The 17,129-nt window shown below is 69.9% G+C and carries 15 protein-coding genes and 1 tRNA gene; 5 read left to right on the top strand and 11 right to left on the bottom strand.

The window, feature by feature from the left end; all coding sequences use genetic code 11:
- The first annotated feature begins 223 nt into the window (after positions 1-223).
- Complete coding sequence (locus tag BUQ68_RS05795; RefSeq protein WP_075214989.1) at positions 224-1,648, top strand: thermonuclease family protein; 1,425 nt, start codon at positions 224-226, stop codon at positions 1,646-1,648.
- A gap of 172 nt (positions 1,649-1,820) precedes the next feature.
- Here the strand turns inward: BUQ68_RS05795 and BUQ68_RS05790 are convergent, their stop codons facing one another.
- The 3 genes from BUQ68_RS05790 to BUQ68_RS05780 all read right to left on the bottom strand — a co-directional run bounded on the left by BUQ68_RS05790 (position 1,821) and on the right by BUQ68_RS05780 (position 4,466).
- On the bottom strand, positions 1,821-2,918 hold the full coding sequence (locus BUQ68_RS05790) for a porin (RefSeq protein WP_139315156.1): 1,098 nt from the start codon (positions 2,916-2,918) through the stop codon (positions 1,821-1,823).
- 280 nt (positions 2,919-3,198) lie between these two features.
- A complete protein-coding gene (locus tag BUQ68_RS05785; protein ID WP_083656319.1) occupies positions 3,199-3,588 on the bottom strand; it encodes an ArsR/SmtB family transcription factor in 390 nt (129 codons plus the stop codon).
- Positions 3,589-3,722: 134 nt separating this feature from the next.
- Positions 3,723-4,466: a winged helix-turn-helix domain-containing protein gene (locus BUQ68_RS05780; RefSeq protein ID WP_075214987.1), complete on the bottom strand. Its 744-nt coding sequence runs from the start codon at positions 4,464-4,466 to the stop codon at positions 3,723-3,725.
- Between the two features lie 449 nt (positions 4,467-4,915).
- Here BUQ68_RS05780 and BUQ68_RS05775 point away from each other — a divergent pair, with 449 nt between their 5' ends.
- Positions 4,916-5,158, top strand: a complete 243-nt coding sequence (locus BUQ68_RS05775) for a DUF2188 domain-containing protein (protein WP_075214986.1) — start codon at positions 4,916-4,918, stop codon at positions 5,156-5,158.
- An 88-nt stretch (positions 5,159-5,246) separates the two neighbouring features.
- Complete coding sequence (locus BUQ68_RS23580; RefSeq protein ID WP_175577740.1) at positions 5,247-5,417, top strand: hypothetical protein; 171 nt, start codon at positions 5,247-5,249, stop codon at positions 5,415-5,417.
- Between the two features lie 282 nt (positions 5,418-5,699).
- Here the strand turns inward: BUQ68_RS23580 and BUQ68_RS05770 are convergent.
- Positions 5,700-5,774 (bottom strand) — tRNA-Thr (locus BUQ68_RS05770).
- A 629-nt stretch (positions 5,775-6,403) separates the two neighbouring features.
- Here BUQ68_RS05770 and murA point away from each other — a divergent pair.
- On the top strand, positions 6,404-7,693 hold the full coding sequence (murA, locus tag BUQ68_RS05765) for a UDP-N-acetylglucosamine 1-carboxyvinyltransferase (RefSeq protein WP_075214985.1): 1,290 nt from the start codon (positions 6,404-6,406) through the stop codon (positions 7,691-7,693).
- A gap of 133 nt (positions 7,694-7,826) precedes the next feature.
- The gene (locus BUQ68_RS05760; protein WP_075214984.1) at positions 7,827-8,264 is read left to right on the top strand and encodes a DUF2948 family protein; all 438 of its coding nucleotides are present in this window, start codon (positions 7,827-7,829) and stop codon (positions 8,262-8,264) included.
- 25 nt (positions 8,265-8,289) lie between these two features.
- On the opposite strand, the gene BUQ68_RS05755 is transcribed toward BUQ68_RS05760, so the two are convergent.
- From BUQ68_RS05755 to BUQ68_RS05725, 7 genes are all read right to left on the bottom strand, one after another.
- A complete protein-coding gene (locus tag BUQ68_RS05755) occupies positions 8,290-8,658 on the bottom strand; it encodes a DMT family protein (protein ID WP_075214983.1) in 369 nt (122 codons plus the stop codon).
- Between the two features lie 492 nt (positions 8,659-9,150).
- Positions 9,151-10,266 (bottom strand): FAD-binding oxidoreductase, encoded by a 1,116-nt coding sequence (locus BUQ68_RS05750; RefSeq protein ID WP_075214982.1) that lies wholly within the window; start codon positions 10,264-10,266, stop codon positions 9,151-9,153.
- A gap of 161 nt (positions 10,267-10,427) precedes the next feature.
- Positions 10,428-11,684, bottom strand: coding sequence for an aromatic ring-hydroxylating oxygenase subunit alpha (locus tag BUQ68_RS05745; protein WP_075214981.1), 1,257 nt, complete (start codon positions 11,682-11,684; stop codon positions 10,428-10,430).
- 137 nt (positions 11,685-11,821) lie between these two features.
- On the bottom strand, positions 11,822-12,898 hold the full coding sequence (locus BUQ68_RS05740) for a GlxA family transcriptional regulator (RefSeq protein ID WP_095407286.1): 1,077 nt from the start codon (positions 12,896-12,898) through the stop codon (positions 11,822-11,824).
- A 203-nt stretch (positions 12,899-13,101) separates the two neighbouring features.
- A complete protein-coding gene (locus BUQ68_RS05735) occupies positions 13,102-13,683 on the bottom strand; it encodes a sarcosine oxidase subunit gamma (protein WP_075214980.1) in 582 nt (193 codons plus the stop codon).
- The gene (locus BUQ68_RS05730; protein WP_075214979.1) at positions 13,676-16,678 is read right to left on the bottom strand and encodes a sarcosine oxidase subunit alpha family protein; all 3,003 of its coding nucleotides are present in this window, start codon (positions 16,676-16,678) and stop codon (positions 13,676-13,678) included. Before BUQ68_RS05730 ends, BUQ68_RS05735 begins: the two co-directional genes overlap by 8 nt.
- Complete coding sequence (locus BUQ68_RS05725) at positions 16,675-16,977, bottom strand: sarcosine oxidase subunit delta (RefSeq protein WP_075214978.1); 303 nt, start codon at positions 16,975-16,977, stop codon at positions 16,675-16,677. The genes BUQ68_RS05730 and BUQ68_RS05725 overlap by 4 nt, the downstream gene beginning before the upstream one ends.
- Positions 16,978-17,129: the final 152 nt, after the last annotated feature.

Genomic DNA, 17,129 nt, shown 5'->3' with positions numbered 1-17,129 from the left:
CCGCTCGTTTGCGGCCCGGCAAGTCAGGTGACTCGCGCTTCGGTTGCGGCGTTCTCGGCATCTTTTACGGCAGAGTTGCCGGTGCCGATGGACCATGCAGGGTCTTTTGCATTAAATGGAGCGTGCTGAATTATTTATGCGTGCGAGTGCCGGCCGGCGCATGCGGCTGGATGGGGGTTGGGTGATGGCACGGTATGGAAGCGGACCGATCCTGGGGCCTCTGGTGGCCGGCCTGACCGTGACGGTCGGCGGCATTGCGGCGGTCGCCGTCCTGCTGGACGTCCCGGTGACCGCCGAGACCGGCCCGGCGGACGGGCTCGCGCGCCCGCAGCCAACCCTTCAGGCGATGATCGACCCTGGCGCCGTGGCGACCCCGAATACCGCGACCGATGCGTCCGAAGCGGATGCCGCGTCCGCCGTGGAAGCCAAGCCGGTGAAGCTGCGGCCCGCCGGCCCGCTCGCGAGCGACCGCCCGGTGCGCCAGATCATGCCGCTCGGCAGCGGGGCCGACCATGGCGTGGTGGTGGCCGACCCGCGGGTTCCGCGTCCGCCGTCGGCCGATACGCCCCCTCCCCCGCCGCCGAGCGCGCCCGCCGTCGTGGAGGCCCAAACGCCCGCGATCGCCGCTGCGTCGTCTTCCGCTGCCGAACAGACCGACGCCGGACAGGCCCCCGACGAATTGGCGGCCGTGGCGACCGACGACAGTCCCGTGCCGCGGCCCCGGCCGCCTGAGGCCGAGCCGGTCGAGGTGGCGACCGCGGAACCGCCGCCGGCCGAGACGGATGCCGCCGAGGCGACCGACGACGCGGCGCCGCGGATCGAGGACTTGATCGAGGCCGCCCACGCGGTTGCCGCCGAGGCTCCGAAGCCGGCGGCCGACCTTGCCCCGGCGGACGTCGCGCTTGCCGGTGCGTCCATCAGCACGCTGGCGACGAGCCTCTCCGCGCCGACCGCGGACAGCGGATCGACGCTTGCGGCGGCATCGCCGCAGCCGCTCGTGCCACCGCGCCCCGTTGAGGAGGCGCCGGCGCCTGTTCCGGCAGCGGCAGCGCCGCCAGCGGCGGCTCCCGCCGAATCGCCTGCCGCGCCCGTGGAGGTCGCCGCCGTGGCGCCGCCCGAACCGGCCGCCGCGCCGGTGCCGCCGCCCCCCACGCAGGCCGAGCTCGCGCCGCCGGTGCCGGTGGAGAACGGCCAGACCTTCGCCCGCGTCGTGGTCCGCGACGCCCGTACACTGTTCGCCACGACGAACACGGGGGCCGTCACCTACAGCCTTCAATACGTGAAAGCGCCCGAGTTCTCCGAGACCTGCAAGTCCGGCGACACCGTCTGGCGCTGCGGCGCGTTCGCCCGCGCGGCGCTCTCGTCGCGAATCGGGCAGACGGAGGTGACCTGCGGCAAGGCCGGCGGGTCGTCCATCACCCCCGGCCGGATTTCGGCCGTGTGCGTTTCCGGCGGCGTCGACATGGCGCTCTGGCTGGTGAACGAGGGCCTGGCCGTCCCGGCGGACGGCGCGCCGGAGGCCTACCGCGATGCCGCCGCGAACGCCCGCAAGGCGGGCCGCGGCCTCTGGGGCGACACGGCCCCGGCCGGTGCCGCCACGGTAAAGGGCATCTCCACCGCCGCCGCCTTCCAGGTGCCGGCCGAGTAGCGGCCGGGATCCTTTTCCCGTGGCGATGACCCGCGCCCCGCCAGCGCCTCGCTTCGGGCGGGCGCGTATCTCCGTGCGCGTGAGTCCCGGCTAGCTGAAGACCGAATCCTCGTCGCAAACGAAAAAGGCCCGGCTTGCGCCGGGCCTTCTCGTCGGTCAGACCGGAAGGGTCTTACCAGGTGCGGGACAGCTGGATGATGGCGGTGACGTCTTCGTCGTCGCCGTCTTCGTCGCTGTCGCTGTAGGACACTTCGCCGGTGAGGACGAGGCCGGAGACGACGGTGTAGTCGACGCCGATGTTCGCGCCGATATCGTCTTCAGAGTCGTCTTCGATGTCGTAGCGGATACCGGCATAGATGGTGGCCGCGTCGGAGACCGCGAAGGACGCAGCGGCGCCGAGGATGAAGGCCTCGACCGCGCCGGTGTCGACGTAGGCGGCGCTCAGGCGAGCGTCGAAGCCGTCGGCGATGGTCAGGTCGCCGGTCAGCTTTGCGCCGAAGGCGTCGTCGGTGTCCTGCGGAGCGTAGAAGACCGAGAGGTCGACGCTGCCCCAGGGCTGGCCGGCGATGCCGATGGCGGCCTGGATCTCCAGGTCCTCTTCATCGTCGGCGGTCACGCGCAGGTCTTCGTCGGTCTGAGTGAGGAGCGAGGCACCGGCGTAGAAGCCGCCGCCCAGATCGTCGGCGAGCACCGTGATCTGGATGGTGTCGTCGAAGCCGCCCTGGGCGAAGTCGTTGATACCATACAGGATGTCGGCGTTGTAGAGATCGCCGGCGAGGCCGACGGTCAGGTAGCCGAGCTGGATGAAGGCGTTTTCCACGTTGGTGGTGCGGCCGTCACCGGCGCCCAGGCGGAAGAACGACCGCAGCTGGCCGTACTCGGTCATGGTGCGGGCGTCGAAGTCGACACGGCCGTCAGCGCGGAACTGGACGGTCTCGTCTTCGAAGTCAGCCGTGACGCGGAAGCGCACGCGGCCGGAGATGTCCAGGCAGGTCTCGGTGCCCGGGATGTAGAAGAAGCCCTTGCCGAAGGTGTCGCACACCTTCACGTAGTCGACGGCCGCAGGAACCGGTTCACCCGGCAGGTCCGCGGCCTGAGCGCCCGAAACGGCCATCAGGCCAGCGGCGGTGCCCAGTAGAATAGCCCTAAGCGTCATCGTCGAAGTCTCCAGTTTTCGGCAGCCGTCTCGAGCATCACCAAGTTTTTGAGCGACTCGATCGGACAAGATCTGCGCCGCACGTTCCGAACGGCCTTTATTCGCGTCGGTCACCTGATCTCAAGAACTGATGCCGTGCGATCGACAAGGGCATATTCTGTCGGACAACCAAATCTATCAATGAAAACGAATGTAAAGGAATGTAAAGCGACTTATCTTGTTGCTGCAATACAACACAGGCGCCGGGCGGGTCGGAATCGTTAAAAGCTTTTTACTTTTAAGACGATGCACGAGGAGACGAAAAACGCCGGCGAGACGGTTGGACGTCTGCCGGCGCGCGCGTCCGCCCGGCGAGGACGGACGGCTAGACCTGTGGGGACGATGTGGGGCGGACTCAGCCGGCGAGCGCGGCCGAACTGTCGGCGGCGGCGGGCACGGCCGGCAGGGCGGCCGGGGGCAGAACGCCGAAGCTCTGGCCGATCTGGGCGTAGAGATCCTGCAGCTTCGGCCGGTTGAGCCGGTAGCGAATGATTCGGCCCTCGCGGCGGGATTTCACCAGCCCCTGCTTCTTCAGAACGGCGAGCTGCTGGGAGACGTTCGGTTGGCTCACGCCGGTCGCGTCGCAGATCTCCGTGACGCTGAGATCCTGGTCCGCCAGAAGCTCGATGATGAAGATCCGCTTGTCCGCAGTGAAGGCCTTCAGGGCCGTGCTGAGAAAGCGGGACCGGCGCTCCATGCGGCGCAGATCCGTCTTGTTCAGGCTCTTGGCGGCGCAGACCGACATCGCTTTCAAATCCTCGCGGGTCACGGGCGGCCGCAGCGGCCACGGTCATTGCGGGTCAGGGGCGGCACCCGACGGCTTTGGAGCCCTTGCGCGGTCGCAAGTCGCTCAGGGCCTTTCAAGAGGTTCGGTGCCGGTCAGCCGGCGGCTTCCACATGGTCGACGAGCCCCGCCGCCTCCGCCTCGGCCACCAGCCGCACCCCGCCGAGACGGGACGAGTCGATGCGCACCGCCAGTCCGGCATCGCGCAGCTTGCGGCGAATGTTGGAGATGTGGACGTCGATCCGCCGGTCGTACTTGTCGTAGGGCTTGCGGAACACGTACTCGGAGATCTCGTCCTTGCCGACGGCCTGTCCCGGGCGATCGGAGAGGAGCACCAGGATGCGCGTCTCGGCTTCCGTCAGGCGGACGCCCCGGTCGGCCGACATGTGGATCTGCCGCCGAGCCGGATCGAACACCGTGTCGGCGATCCGAACCGGCCGGCTGCCGCTGCGGGCCCGCTCCAGGAAGTAGGCGCACTGGAGGCAGAGATGGTGGTAGTCCACCGGGCGGACGAAGACGACCGCCGCGCCCTTCCGATAGAGGTCGTCGACCGCCTCCGGATCGGCCTCCGCCAGAACCACGATGGTGCGCCGGACCGCCGCGCAGCGATTGAACGCCTGGTAGCCGCCACAGCCCCCATCGGACTTCAGCCCGCCGAGCACGATGAGGTCGGCATCGAGGGCGCTGTCGGGGACAGGTGCGACCAGCGGATTGATCAGCGACACCGTGATGCCGCGTGCCGCCAGCATGTCGGAGAGAATTCGGTAGTCGCCGTCCTCCGACAGGATCAGCACGTCCGGGGTGTCACGGGTCGCGGTGTTCAGCACGGTGTGCGTCAATCTCGCTCGTTCGGGACGGTCGGCACGGGGACGACAGACGGATCCGGAGCGAGTCCAACGCCGCCCCCACGACGTTTTAGATCACGAAAAAATTATATGTACGGCGCGAGATGTATGTCAAACCTTACGATGTAAAGAGGCGTGAAGACAGCACCGCAGGACAGTTTTTCCATAAGGGAAACCCACAGGTTTTCCAGGCACATAAGCGAGTATGTGGCCGCCGGAATTGTGGGCCGGACCGTTGCGGCCCCACAGCGGCGATCTCACGCGAACGTGAGACAATCCGGCAAGAGGATGTCATCTTCGGCGTGGGTGTCGGCGGTGCGGCGAAACACCGGTCCGGAGCGCTCGGAACAGGTTCGCGCGCCCTGCCGTTGACCCGCCGACCGGGGGGACAAACCCTTCAGTCCACGAATCGAATCGACAAGAACGACAGGGAGAGACGGACCATGGCCGACCTTCACTACCATGTGGTGGAACACATGGGCGGCTGGGCCTATCGGCTCGGCGACAGCTTCTCGGAGACCTTCGACACGCGCGACGACGCCTTCCAGGCAGCCAAGGCGGCAGCGGCGCACCAGCACGCGCCCGGCGACGACACCGCGATTCTCTACCAGGATGCCGATGGCCGCTGGAAGCGCGAATGGGCGCGCGGCGATGATCGGCCGGACCCGGACGTGGTCCTGGACTAAGACGGACCGAGGCGGCCGGACGCGGGCGGAACGGCTGCGGCGGACCGCCCGTTTCCCGGGGGGCGAGATCGAACGAGGAGGCCCGCTGATGTCCGACACCCCCACCCCGCCCTCTGCCGGAGACGAGGCCACGCCCGGCACGCCCGGCACCGGCGAGAACGTCTGCCCGGACTGTCGCGGCAGCGGCCGTCTGAATGAGGCCCCCTGCCCGACCTGCGACGGAACGGGCGTCGTCACGGAAGGCATCGGCGGCGGCTGACGCCGCCGCCCGGTCAGCCCCGGCCCGTGGAGGTACAGCCGACGCGATGCTCGCGATCCGCCGGACACGCGGGCGCGCGTCGCGGCTCGGTGAGCCGCACCAAAGTCATAAGTCCTGCATGGCGACGCGCCGGGACCGCCTCTCGCCGCCTTGAAGGGTGAAGCTTCCGTGTCGGCAAACCATAGCCGTCCGGCCCAAAGGCAGGACATGCCGGAGCAAGACAACGTCCGGAAAACGGGCCCTGAGACTTTCAGAACCGGAACGAGAAAAAGCGGGGGAAAATGGTGCTGCCAGAGAGGATTGAACTCTCGACCTCTCCCTTACCAAGGGAGTGCTCTACCACTGAGCTACGGCAGCGCCGGACGCGACGGCCTTCAAGCCGGTCGTCGTTTGCGGGTGCACCTCTGCCATAGTTCGACAGGGCGTGCAAGCCCTCCTTGGCCGGTTTCGACGCACCCCCTTCGAGGTGCAGTGTGGCGTCGCTGCACCGCACGGGCGGCGTTCGGCCGGGGAACGGGGGTTTTGGCCTTGCGGGTCCGCCCGAACGGCGCCAATGGTGGCGCGAACGATCGGGTGACAGTCGGATGACGGATGGCTCTTCGCACGCCGGTTCCGAGCGCGACCGCCGGTTGGCGGAGGCGCTGAGGGCTAATCTGCGCCGTCGGAAGGCCCAGGCGAAGAGCCGGCGCGCCGGTGATGCGGATGGCCGGGCCGGGCTCGCCGCACCTGAAACCGGGTGGTCGGCGGATCGTCCGGCCTCCGACGCCGAAAAACCAGCGACGCCGGTGGACGCGCCCGCCTTGCAAGCGCCAGAATCAGCGGATGATTCGGGGGACCGAAACGGGGATTGAGCGGCCCGAACGCGGGTCAGGCGGTCGGGACAGGCGGCCGAGGGCGCCACGGATGTCGCGGGCTCCCGACGATGCCGCCGCCGAGGGCCGCCTCTGACGATTTTAGCCGGCCGTGGCCGGCAGACGGGGATACGCATGGACAAGATCAGGATCGTCGGCGGCAACGCGCTCACCGGCACCATTCCCATCTCGGGCGCCAAGAACGCGGCGCTGCCGCTGATGATCGCCAGTCTCCTGACCGACGAGACCCTGACGCTGGAGAACGTGCCGCGGCTGGCGGACGTGAACCTGCTCACCCGCATCCTGGTGAACCACGGCGTCGACTATGCCCTCAACGGCAAGCGCGCCGGCGAGGACGCGCTCACCGGCCAGACCGTCAGCCTGACGGCCCGGTCGATCACCGACACCACGGCGCCCTACGACCTCGTCTCCAAGATGCGGGCGAGCTTCTGGGTGATCGGTCCGCTGCTCGCCCGCATGCACGGCTGCCGAGTTTCCCTGCCGGGCGGCTGCGCCATCGGCACCCGGCCGGTGGACCTCTTCCTGATGGGCCTTGCCGACCTCGGCGCCGACATCGAGGTGGACGCCGGCTACGTGGTGGCCAAGGCGCCGAACGGCCTCAAGGGCGGCCGCGTGGTGTTCCCGAAGGTGTCCGTCGGCGCCACCCACACGCTGATGATGGCCGCCACCCTCGCCCGCGGCGAGACGGTGCTGGAGAACGCCGCCCGCGAGCCGGAGGTCGTGGACCTTGCCCGCTGCCTGACCGCCATGGGCGCCCGGATCGAGGGCGCCGGCACCTCCACCATCCGCATCGACGGCGTCGACCGCCTGCGCGGCGCCCGCCACCGGGTGGTGTCGGACCGCATCGAGGCGGGCACCTACGCCATGGCGGTGGCGATGACGGGGGGCGACGTGCTCCTGGAGGGCGCCGAGGCGGACCTTCTCGCCGGCCCGCTCGACACGCTCCGCCAGGTGGGCGCTGAGATCAGCCAGACCAACCGCGGCATCCGGGTGAAGCGCAACGGCCACGGCATCCACGCCGCCGACGTGGAGACGCAGCCGTTCCCGGGCTTTCCGACCGACCTGCAGGCGCAGTTCATGGCGCTGATGACCCGCGCCAAGGGCACGTCGCGGATCACCGAGACCATCTTCGAGAACCGCTTCATGCACGTGCAGGAGCTCGCCCGCTTCGGTGCCCGCATCCACCTGGACGGCCAGGTTGCGACGGTGGAGGGCGTGGAGCGGCTGACCGGCGCGCCGGTGATGGCGACGGACCTTCGCGCGTCCGTGTCGCTCGTCATCGCGGGATTGGCGGCGGAAGGCGAGACCATCGTCAACCGCGTCTACCACCTCGACCGCGGCTTCGAGCGGCTGGAGGAGAAGATCGGCCGGTGCGGCGCGGTGGTGGAGCGCATCAGCGGCTGAGCGGGCCGCACGCTCTTCGGCCGGCGGTCGCGCACCGCCGGAACCCAAGATGTTCCAACCGGTTGCGCCAGCGGCACCCGCACCTTATCTGCGGGCAGTCGCTCAATGACGCTCCTGCCGGAGGACCCTTGCCGTGTCCGAGTTCCTGAAGCTTGCCGCCCTCGACGAAGAGGACCTGAAGGTCGTGTCCGCCCACGTGCAGGACGCGGTGCTGCGGATCGGTGACGTGGACTACCGGCCGAAGGAGAAGCGCGTCCTCGTGCAGTTGAACCGCTTCGTCTGGGAGAAGCTGGACGAGACGGCGAAGACCTTCGAGCGGCGGCGCGCCTGCCTGCACTTTGCCCGCGTCGAGGCCGTGAAGGCGACGCGCATCCGCCAGGACGCCAAGGACGCGGTGCTGGAACTCCTCACCATCCGCTTCGAGCCGGGCGAGACGCCCGCCGGTCACGTCCACCTGGAGTTCGCCGGCGGCGGCTGCATCCGCCTCGACGTGGAGTGCATCGAGATGAGCCTCACCGACCTCGGCGCCGCCTGGGCCACCGCCAGCGTGCCGGCGCACCAGCTGGACTGAGCGTCCGCTCCACCGGCGGGGCGGGTCAGTGCCCCGCGCCGATCGGCCCGCGGAAGATGAAGGCGGCGCCGGCGGCAATGAGGGCGAAGCCGATGGCGTGGTTCCAGGTGAAGCTCTCCTTCAGGTAGATGACCGAGAAGGCCACGAAGACCGTCAGGGTGATGACCTCCTGGATGGTCTTCAACTCCGCCGCCGAATAGACCCCGTAGCCGATGCGATTGGCCGGCACGGCGAGGCAATACTCCACGAACGCGATCCCCCACGAGGCGAGCACCACGAGCCAGAGCGGCTTGTCAGTGAATTTCAGGTGCCCGTACCAGGCGAGCGTCATGAAGACGTTGGACGCCACGAGGAGGAGGATGGGCAGGATCTGCGGGGACAGGAGAGCGGGCATGGAATCGGGTGTCCGGTGATGAGGGCCGGCTGGTTGTAGCGGGGGCATGGCGGAAAGGGGATGGGGGAGGAAGCCTCGTCACGTCATTCGTGGATGCGTTCGCGGGTCCGGTGGCAGGTGTGTCCGGCTTCAAGATTCGCGCCTCCCCTTCCTCCGGGGCGTCACCCCCGGCGAAAGCCGGGGCCCAGCGACGATGGGATCGTCTCGGCGGCGCGGGGGCGGATGGGACGGTTGGATCCCGGCGTTCGCCGGGATGACGGTTGGCGGATGAGGGGATGGGCCGTCTTTCGTGGCCGCCGCGCCCCGCCCGCATGCCACGCCCCGGCTTTCCCCAAGGCGTCACCCCGGCGGAAGCCGGGGCCCAGCCGACGATGGGATCGTCTCGGAGGCGCGGGGGTGGACGGGACGGTTGGATCCCGGCGTGCGTCGGGATGACGGTTGGCGGGGCGGAGGAGTTTGGAGGCGGAGGCGTCCACTCCCCAATCCCTGTGCTCAGCGGTCGATGACGAGGTCGCTGGTCGGCTTGGAGCAGCAGGGGAGGATCATGCCGGCGTCGATTTCGCGCTGGCGGATGCCGCCCTTGTGGGACATCTCCACCGTGCCGGAGACGAGCTTCGACTTGCAGGTGCCGCAAAGCCCGGCCGTGCAGGAGGCCGGCAGGCGGATGCCGGCCTCGCGGGCGGTGGCGAGCACGAACTGGTCGGCGCGCACCGTCACGGTCTGGCCGATCTTCTGGAAGGTCACCTGATAGGACGGCACCGTCGCGGGCGTCGCCTCGGCGGCGATCACCGCCTCGGCCACGGCCGGCTGCTCGGCCGACAGGGTGGCGAAGTCGAAGCTCTCCTGGTGCCAGGCCGCCTCCGGCAGGCCGAGACCGGCGAGCACGCCCCGCGCCGCCTTCATGAACGGATCCGGCCCGCAGCAATAGACCTGCCGGGTCGCGGCGTCCGGCACCACAAGGCGGAGGTAGTCGGCGGAGAGGCGGCCGAGCGGACCGGCCCAGCCCGGCTCACCGTCGGCGCGCTCGGGCAGGTGAACCACCCGGAAGCCCGGCAGGCGGGCGGCGATCAGGTCGAGTTCGGTCCGGAAGATGATGTCCTTGGGCGTACGCGCGGCGTGGAGGAAGACCACGTCCACCGGCCGGCCGAGGTCCGCGAAGGCCCGGCTCATGGCCATCAGGGGCGTGATGCCGGAGCCGCCGGAGAGGAACAGATACCTCTCCGCCGGAGCCGCCTCGGCGCAGGTGAATTCGCCCATGGGGCCGACGGCGCGCACGATCATGCCCGGCTTCAGCGTGTCGTGCAGATGGTTCGACACCGGGCCACCGGGCACCCGCTTGACGGTGATCGACACCGTGTGCGGGCGGAGCGGCGAGGAGGCGAGCGTGTAGCAGCGGTTCACCGTCTCGCCGCCGATCTCCACGTCGAAGGTCAGGAACTGGCCGGGCTTGTAGGCGAAGCGGCGCGGCTCCGGCGCGGCGAAGACAAAGGTCTTGACGTCGTGCGTCTCGTCGATCGCGGCGACGCAGACGAGGCGGTCGTCGACCTCCGCGTCCCAGACGGGAAGGTCGGCGGCAAGGTGCGGGACGAGGTCGACGGGGGTTGCCATGCGGGGGGGCGGACTCGGGGGCGGGAGAAGAGGATGGGAGGCGGACTTGGGCATCGGCCGGCGCGGCCAAGCCCTCTCCCCCTTGGGAAGGAAGAGGGCCAGCCGGCCGATCGATGGCGCCGGCGGTCGGACGGCGGACCGGGAGGGCGCTCGCCGCTGCCTCAGCCCAGGTAAGCGGAGAGGCGGCCGGTGTACCAGGCGGCGAACTTCTCCACCAAGCCTTCCGTGAAGGGCGAATAGGGGCCGGGCTCGTAGGCGGGGCTGCGGACGCCGGAATGCTGGATGCCGACGAGGTCGCCGTCCTGCGCGTTGGTGGCGATCCACACCTCGGTGAGGCGCTGAAGGTCGTAGTCGACGCCCTCCACCGCGTCCTTGTGGACCAGCCACTTGGTGCGGAGCAGCGTGCGGTCCGGCGACAGCGGGATCACCGAGAAGGTGACGATGTGGTCGGCCATGAAATGGTGCCAGCTGTTCGGCTGGGTCCAGAAGGAGAGGCCGCCCATCTTCGGGTTGGTGAGCGTGCCGAGCAGCTTCTTCGAGGCCGCTTTGGTGTCCATGGTCTGGCTCTCGCCGGCCCGGTCGATGGGCAGGCGCTCGGTGCGGAAGCCCGTCACGCGGTCGGCCAGGTGCTCGATCTCCTTCGACGGGAAGCCGGAGCCCTCCCATTCGCCGTGGAGGTCGGTGACCATGCAGGCGTAGCGGTCCGCCTCCTTGGCCTTGGCGGCGTCCATGGAGTCCGGCGCGAAGCCGAAGCCGTATTCGAACAACGGCACGGTCAATTCCGGATGATTGCCCGCGCAGTGATAGCACTCGCGGTTGTTCTCCATGGTGATCTTCCAGTTGCCTTCCTCGATGAGGTCGGTCTGGTGGGCCACCTTGGTGTCGCGGATGGCATGCGGGGCGAGATAGGGGCCCATGGCGGCGGCCATCTCGTCGATGTCGGTCGGCGGGTTGTCGGCGAGGCAGATGAAGAGCAGTCCCTCCACCGACTTCACGTGCACGGGCTTCAGGCCGTGGCAGGCGGTGTCGAAGTCCGGGCCCATGTGCTCGGCGTGGAGGAGCGGGCCGTCCAGGTCGTAGGTCCAGGCGTGGTACTTGCAGACGAGCTTGCCGACCGTGGTCTTCGAGTCGTGCACCAGCCGGGCGCCCCGGTGGCGGCAGACGTTGTGGAAGGCGCGGATCACGCCGTCGTCGCCGCGCACGATGAGGATGGAGGCGCGGTCGATGTCGACCACCATGACGTCGCCCTCGAAGGGCACGTCGGGCTCGACGCCCACGTAGATCCAGTGCCGGAAGAAGATCGCCTCGATGTCGAGGTCGAAGATTTCGGCGCTGGTGTAGAAGGGCGCCTCCAGGCTGTAGCCGGGGCGGCGGCGGGCGAGGAGGGCGCGCGGGGATTCGGGGCTGCGGTCGAGCATCAGACGGGTCTCCCGCCGGGGCCTCGCAACGGAGGGGCCGGCGCATCCAAGGCATTTGCGCACGACGGCCGGACGGCGACTTGTCGGAATGCGACATGGCTGTCGCGTTCCTTCCGACATGCCGCGCCGGCCAAGGGCTATTCGAACAGGCGTGTGCCCGCCATCTCCATGCCGAACCGGCCTGCGGCGACCGCGATGGCGGTCTCGTCCTCGCCGGCCATGGGCGGCTTGCCCTTCAGCCGGATGTCGGACGGGGTCACGCCGTGCAGCGCCTTGAAGTGGCGCGAGAAGTGGGCGCAGTCGGAGAACCCGGCTTCGAGCGCGATATCGGTGACGGAGCGCTCGGTGTTGTCCAGGAGCCAGCGGGCGTACTTCAGCCGGAGCGACCGGTAGAAGGCCGCCGGCCGCATGCCGAGCACCGCCTGGAACAGCCGCTCCAGCTGGCGGGTGGAGAGCTGCAGCCGCGTGGCGATGTCGGCGATCAGCAGCGGATCGGCCAGATGCTGCTCCATCAGGAGCAACGCGCGGCGCACGCGCTCGTCCGCGATGGTGTCGGCGAGCGGCGGGTGCGGCTGGGCGGCGGTGCCCGGGCGAGCCTGCTCCAGCACCATGATCTGGCGGCTCTTCTGGGCGACGGCGCGGCCGAGCGAGCGCTCCACCACGTAGGAGGCGAGATCCGCCACGGATCCGCCGCCGGGGCAGGTGATGCGGTCGCCGTCCACCACGAACAGCCGGTCCGCGACCGGGTGGTGGTGCGGGAACTCGTTGAGGAAGTCCTGGTAGTGGTACCAGTTCACGCAGATCCGCCGCCCGGTCATCAGCCCGGCGCGGGCGAGGATGAAGGATCCGGTGCAGAGGCCCACCAGCGTGACGCCGGCCCGCGCGGCCTGGCGCAGGTAGTCCATGGTGGCGTCGTCCACCTGCTTGCCGGCGTGCAGGATGCCGCCGACGACGCAGATGTAGTCGAACCGCTTCGGATCGATGAAGCCGGACGTGCGCGATACCGAGACACCGCACGAGGCGCGCACCGGGTCGGGCCGGGAGCCCATGATGGTCCACTGGCAGTTGATCGGCCGCGACAGGTCGCCCTCGTCGGCGGCAAGCCGAAGCTGGTCCACGAAGAGCGAGAAGGCCGAGAGCGTGAAGTTCTCCGCCAGGATGAAACCGACACTCAACCGCGGCCGTCCCGGCGGCACGGCGGGTCCGGTGGGCATGCGCTGACGTCCATCGCGCATCTGCATGAAAACCTCCCGATCCGGCCCGGCGAAGGTCGCGCACCCCCGTGTTTTGTTGTTCGCGCGCATCCTGCGGCCGACACCGCTTCACTGATGATACCGACAGTTCACTCCCAAGATAGTCTTTTTATGGGCGCGGTTCGTCTATCCGGCAAAGAAACCCTGAAGACGTCAGCAGTCCCTTATTCGAACTCGCGGCGGGCCTCGTTCAGGAAGCCGACGACCCACTCGGCAAAGGTGCGCCAGCATTCCAGCCGGAAGCTTTCCGGGCCGGTGCGCCACAGCACCACCTCCACCTTGCCGAGAATAGTGCGGCTGACCGTGCCGACAGGGAAGGCGGAAAGAGACAAGTCGCGCGGGCAGCCGTGGTTGAGCACATAGGCGGCGCGCGGTCCGGAGACCGTCAGCGCCACGTTGCGATGGCTGACGTCCACGATGGCGTGCGGCACGCCCGCGAGCGCCTGCTCCAGGGTCGGGGCGAGCGTGGCGGCCTCCGCCTCGGGAGCGATCACCAGCCACTCGTCCGGACCGAGCCAGAAGGCGGCGCGGCCGCCGCCCTCGGCGGACTGGCAGACGCCGGTGGGCAGAGGGAAGCCGAGCGCGGCGGCGGCGGCCTCGGCGACCCCCGGCCGGCCGCGGACGGCAAGGCGGGTGGCCGGCGGCAGCGGCTCCAGGGCGCAGGCCGCCGCGGCCTTGGAGGCCAGCGGCAGGCCGTCGAAGACGGAGCGGCGGAGCGCCGGCTCCTTCAGGGCGATGTCAGCCATTGAGCCGCGCTCCTTCCTGGTCGTAGAAGACGGGCGCCACCACCTTGGCGGCGATCACCCGGTCCGGCATCGGGATGTAGATCGTCTCGCCCATGCGCGCCCGGCCGCCCTTCACCATGGCGAGGGCGATGGAGCGGTCGAGGGTGGGGCTCTCGTAGGCCGAGGTCACATGGCCGATCATGCGGGCCGGCACCTCGAACACCGGGTCCGCGACGATCTGGGCGCCCTCCTCCAGCACGGTCGCCGGATCCTCGGTGAGGAGGCCGACCAGCTGCTTGCGGTCCGCCGCCCCCATGGCGGGCCGGGCCAGGGCGCGCTTTCCGACGAAGTCGGGCTTAGCCTTGCCGATCGCCCAGCCGAGGCCGACGTCGTCCGGCCCGGCCGTGCCGTCTGTCTCCTGGCCGACGATGATGTAGCCCTTCTCGGCCCGGGCCACGTGCATGGCCTCGGTGCCGTAGGGGGTGATGCCGTAGGCCTGCCCGGCCTCGTACACCGCCTGCCACACGGCGGCGCCATGGTCGGCCGGCACGTTGATCTCGTAGCCGAGCTCGCCCGTGAAGGAGACCCGGAAGAGCCGCGCCGGCACGCCGCAGACCCGGCATTCCACCACGCTCATGTGCGGCAAGGCGGCGTCGGAGAGGTCGACGCCCTCCACGAGCGCCGCGATCACGTCGCGCGCCTTCGGCCCCTGCACGGCGGTCACGGCCCACTGCTCTGTGATCGAGGTCAGCCACACCGCAAGGTGCGGGAACTCGGTCTGGAGGTAGTCCTCCATGTGGTTGAGGACGCGCGGAGCGCCGCCGGTGGTGGTCGTCACGTGGAAGCGGTCGGCGGCGAGCCGGCCGATCACGCCGTCGTCCATTACGAAGCCGTCCTCACGCAGCATCACGCCGTAGCGGCAGCGGCCGACGCCGAGCTTCGCCCAGGCGTTGGTGTAGAGCATTTCCATGAAGGCGGCCGCGTCCGGCCCGACCACCTCGATCTTGCCGAGGGTGGAGGCATCGAACATGCCGACCGAGGACCGCATGGCCTTCACCTCGCGGCGGACGGCGGCGTGCTGGTCCTCGCCGGGGCGCGGATACCACCAGGCGCGCTTCCACTGGCCGACATTCTCGAACGGCGCACCCTTCTCCACCGCGAAGCTGTGGCTCGGGGTCTTGCGCACCGGATCGAACAGGTCGCCCCGCGAGGCGCCGGCGAACGAGCCGAAGGTGACGGGCGTGTAGGGCGCCCGGAAGGTGGTGAGGCCGATCTGCGGGATCGGCGCCTTGATCGCCTCGGATACGATGCCGAGGGCGTTCATGTTGGACGTCTTGCCCTGGTCGGTCGCCATGCCGGTGGTGGTGTAGCGCTTCACGTGCTCGATGGAGCGCAGGCCCTCGCGGGTGGCGAGCTTCAGGTCCTTGGCGGTGACGTCGTTCTGGAAGTCCACGAAGGCCTTCACGGCCGACGGGTTGCGGCTGTGCGGCACGGCGCCGAGATGGCCGCCGGTCACCGGGTGGGTGCCGTCGACCGGGAAGGCGCGGCTCGCCGGGGCGCGGACGCGAGTGGCGCGCGCGGCGCTCTCGCCGGCCGCGTAGCCGTCGGCGAGAACGGCGGCAAGGTCGAACACGCCGTTGCAGCCGCCGGCGGAGCGCTCCTTCTCCACCGAGACGGACGGTACGTAGGCCTGAAGGCCCTCGTCGAAGCGCAGCTTGCCGCGCGACTGGGAGAAGAGATGCACGGTCGGCGTCCAGCCGCCCGACATCAGGAGCGCGTCGCAGGCGACCGGTTCCGGCGCGTGGGCGCCGCCCCGGCCGTCGAGTCGGGAGAGATGGGCGACGCGAACCCGCAGGCGGCCGCGGGTTCCAGTGACGGCGGTGCCGGCCTCCACCCGGATGCCGGCGGCGCGCACTGCGTCCACCAGCGGGCCGATCGGCATCGGCCGGAGGTCCGCCACGACGGCGACGTCGATGCCGTGCGCCTTCAGGTCCAGCGCCGTGCGGTAGGCGCTGTCGCAGGCGGTGGCGATCACCACGCGCTTGCCGACCGAGGCGGCCCAGCGGTTGGCGTAGGCGCGGGCGGCGTCGGCGAGGAGAATGCCCGGCCGGTCGTTCTCCGGGAAGACGAGCGGGCGCTCGATGGCGCCGGTGGCGAGCACCACCTCGCCGGCGCGCACCTGCCAGAGCCGCTCGCGCGGCAGCTTCGGGTCCGGGTTGGCGTAGTGATCGGTAACGCGTTCCAGGAGACCCAGCATGTTGTGCGGATAGTAGCCGAAGGCGGTGGTGCGGGTGAGCACCTGGACGCCCTTGGCCTCCAGCGCCGCCAGCGTCTCGGCCACCCAGGCCGCGGCGGGGCGGCCCTCGATGGTGGCGGTCACGTCGTGGAGGAGGGATCCGCCGACCTCCGGCTGCTCGTCGGCGAGCATCACCCGCCGGCCGCTCTCGGCGGCGGCAAGGGCGGCCGCGAGGCCGGCCGGTCCGGCGCCGACCACGAGCACGTCCACGTGGGCGTAGACCTGGGTGTAGCGGTCCGCGTCCGGCGCGGTCGGCGCCTTGCCGAGGCCCGCCATGGACCGGATCTTCGGCTCGTAGACCGTCTTCCAGAAGGACTTCGGCCACATGAAGGTCTTGTAGTAGAAGCCCGCCGGCAGAAAGCGGGAGAAAAGGTCGTTCACCGCGCCCGCGTCGAAGCGCAGCGACGGCCAGCGATTCTGGCTCTCCGCCACCAGGCCGTCGTGGAGTTCGACGACGGGCGCGCGGAGGTTGGGGGTGTAGCGGTCCTGGCTCGCGCCGACGCCGACGAGGGCGTTCGGCTCGTCCGGCCCGGCGGTGAGGAAGCCGCGCGGCCGGTGGTACTTGAACGAGCGGCCCATCAGGTGGACGCCGCCGGCGATCAGCGCCGAGGCGAGGGTGTCGCCTTCAAAGCCGGTGTAGGCGGCGCCGTCGAAGGTGAAGCGGAGCGGCTTCGACCGGTCGATCCGGCCGCCGGTGGCGAGGCGGAAGGGCGCGCTCATCGGACGGCTTCCTTCTTGAGGGCGTCGAGGTCCGGCCGGGGCTCGCCGGCCTTGTAGGTGGTCACGAAAAAGTCCGACACGGTGTCGCGCACCGCGTTGAAGAAGCGCCCGCAGCCGTGCACGTGGCGCCAGCGCTCCACGGTGAGACCCTTCGGGTTGGTGCGCATGTAGAGCCGGTCGGCGACCGTCTGGTCGTCGAGCGCCTCCGTGGCGGCCGGCCGGGCCACGTGCCCCTCGCCGCCATAGCGGAATTCGAGCTCCGGGCGGTCGCCGCAGATGGGACAGCGGATGATCAGCATGGGCGGGCTCCGGGGGATGGGGCAGTGGCGTGAGAACGGGCGAAGGTGGCGGTGGCACCCCTCACCCCAACCCTCTCCCACAAGGGGAGAGGGGGCGCCGGAACGGCCGGCAACGCGAGACGGTCAGCGGCTCGCAAGCCGTTGGCCGCCCC

Origin of the sequence: Mongoliimonas terrestris (assembly GCF_001927285.1) — a bacterium.
GTDB classification, from domain to species: domain Bacteria; phylum Pseudomonadota; class Alphaproteobacteria; order Rhizobiales; family Pleomorphomonadaceae; genus Chthonobacter; species Chthonobacter terrestris.
Note: the sequence above shows the minus strand (reverse complement) of the source record. Positions and strands in the feature narration are given on the sequence as shown.